Consider the following 2,938-nt stretch of genomic DNA (forward strand, 5'->3'; position numbering starts at 1 on the left):
AAATAGAGTTATTAGTTGAGGGATCTTAGTTTTTGTTGTCATTCCTGCGAAGGCAGAAATCTCATGAATAAGAATCAGATTTTCATCTCTTTTTTAAAATAGTAACATCAACCAAATACCATTTCTGAAAACTTATAAAATAGAGCACTTTAAACTTTAAACTTTGTACTTTTTAAACCCAACGCGCTACCTGCCCATTCACTAAAAACAGCTATAAGCTGTTTTTTTTACGCTCTGTCCTACTTTTCCCTTCAAAATTTAAACTTTTAATTTGTAATGATTATCTTTGCGTTTCGAAAAAATAATAATAAAAATGAAAATATCATACAATTGGTTAAAGCAATTCTTAAAGGTTGATTGGGAAGCTGAAAAAACAGGTGAATTGTTAACTGATTTAGGACTGGAAGTAGAAGGTATTGAAACCGTTGAATCTATAAAAGGAAGTCTTGAAGGTGTAGTAATTGGTAAAGTTTTAACCTGTATTCAACACCCAAATGCAGATAGATTAAAAATTACAACCGTAGATTTAGGAAATGGTGATCCAATACAAATTGTATGTGGCGCTCCTAATGTAGCTGCTGGGCAAACAGTGGCAGTAGCAACTATTGGAACTACTTTGTATGATGATAAGGGTGAAGGTTTTGTGATAAAGAAAGGGAAAATTAGAGGAGAAGAAAGTCATGGAATGATTTGTGCCGAAGATGAATTAGGATTAGGTAAAAGCCATGATGGAATTATGGTTTTAGAGAATGACTTAATAGCTGGGACTCTTGCATCCAAAGTTTTTAATATAGAGAAAGACCTAGTTTTTGAAATTGGATTAACACCTAACAGAGCTGATGCCATGAGTCACTTAGGAACTGCTCGTGATTTACGTGCGGGACTTATTCAACAAAATATTACCTTGGAGTTAATTTCACCTTCAGTGAGTGCTTTTCATGTAGATGACAGAACTTTAAAATTTGACGTTGTTGTAGAGGATAGTGAAAAAGCACCAAGATATACAGGTGTTACAATTTCTGATATTACGGTGAAAGAATCTCCAGAATGGATCCAAAATAAATTAAAGGCTATTGGTGTAACTCCTATAAATAATATTGTGGATGTTACAAATTATGTACTTCATGAAATAGGGCAACCTTTACACGCTTTTGATGCAGCAAAGTTTAGAGCCCAAAAAGTAATTGTTAAAACATTACCTACAGGAACAAAATTTACAACCTTGGATGGCGTTGAGCGTGAGTTACATGAAGAAGATTTAATGATATGTAATGGAGGTGAAGAACCAATGTGTATTGCGGGTGTTTATGGTGGTTTACATTCAGGTGTAACTGATAATACAACTTCTATATTTTTAGAAAGTGCTTATTTTAATCCAGTTGCTATTCGTAAAACAGCAAAAAGACACGGGTTAAATACCGATGCTTCTTTTAGATTTGAAAGAGGAATAGATTCAAACTTGACGGAGTATGCTCTAAAAAGAGCCGCAAATTTAATTATAGAAGTTGCAGGAGGGAAAGTTTCTTCAGAGATTGTTGATTTATATCCAACAAAAATAGAAGATTTTCAAGTTTTTCTTTCTTATGAGAAAATGGATAGAATAATTGGAGCTCCAATCCCAAGAGAAACAGTTAAAAACATATTAGCTTCTTTAGATATAAAATTTAATAGTGTTACTGAAGGTGGTTTAGGGTTAACCATTCCTTCATACAGAGTAGATGTTACAAGAGAAGCTGATGTAATTGAAGAAATTTTACGTGTTTATGGTTATAACAATGTTGAGTATTCTCATAAGCTAAATACATCTATTTCTTTCTCAGAATTTGATGATGTTAAGATTGAAAATGTAGTAGCAAATCAATTAATTTCTCAAGGATTTAATGAAACCATGGCAAATTCTTTGACTAAAGCAGACTATGTTTCGTTAACAGAAATACTAAATCCGGAGCATAATGTAACCATGTTAAATCCTTTAAGTGGAGATTTAGGTGTAATGCGTCAATCGTTGTTATTCAGTGGTTTAGAATCTGTAATATATAATATTAACAGAAAAAATAGTTCTTTAAAATTCTTTGAATTTGGGAAAACATACCATCATTTTGAAAGTGGTTATAGTGAGCAAAAACATTTAACATTATTTGTTTCAGGAAATAGAACAAAAGATAGTTGGAATCTTTCTCAAAGATCATCTGATTTCTTTTATGTAAAAGGAATTGTAAGTGCATTATTACAACGTTTAGGTGTTCAAAATGTTAAAACAACTCCAACTAAAAATGATATTTTTTCTGAAGGAATTACATTAAGTATAGGAAAAATTAAACTGGTAGATTTAGGAGTTGTAAAGCGACCTATTTTAAAAGAATTTGGAATTAAACAAGAAGTTTTATTTGCTGATTTTAATTGGGAAAATGTATTAAAAGTAGGAGGAAAATCACAAGTTAAAGTAGCTGAATTACCTAAATTTCAAGCAGTAAAAAGAGATTTTGCTTTATTATTGGATAAAGAAATAACTTTTAGTGAAATTTACAACTTAGCATTTCAGGCTGAAAAAAGCTTTTTGAAAGAAGTAGATTTGTTTGATGTATATGAAGGAGAAAAATTGGAAGAAGGAAAAAAATCTTATGCAGTTAGTTTTTTAATTCAAGATGAAAACAAAACTTTAGATGAGAAACAAATTGATAAAATAATGCAAAAACTGCAACAAACATTTGAAAAAAATGTGGGTGCAATTTTACGCTAATTTTTTATGAACTGAATATATAGCCTTTAGAAATTTTTTCTAAAGGCTTTTTTTTTAATTTTGCACAAACTATTGTCAATGTATAAAAGTATCATTCGTCCATTATTTTTTCTTTTCGATCCTGAAAAAATTCATCATTTTACATTTTCACTTATAAAGATTGCATCTAAAATACCTGGAATACCTTTCCTTTTTAGA

At 30.5% G+C, this 2,938-nt stretch carries 1 protein-coding gene and 1 pseudogene; both read left to right on the plus strand.

Annotated elements, in window-relative coordinates:
- The first annotated feature begins 313 nt into the window (after positions 1–313).
- Entirely contained in the window at positions 314–2,740 is a 2,427-nt protein-coding gene (gene pheT, locus ABY863_RS13300) for a phenylalanine--tRNA ligase subunit beta (protein ID WP_372795632.1), read from the plus strand.
- Between the two features lie 78 nt (positions 2,741–2,818).
- Positions 2,819–2,938: pseudogene (locus ABY863_RS13305) on the plus strand (dihydroorotate dehydrogenase (quinone)); the annotation flags it as partial.

The sequence above is a fragment of the Lutibacter sp. genome (genome assembly GCF_041562875.1).
Taxonomy (GTDB): domain Bacteria; phylum Bacteroidota; class Bacteroidia; order Flavobacteriales; family Flavobacteriaceae; genus Lutibacter.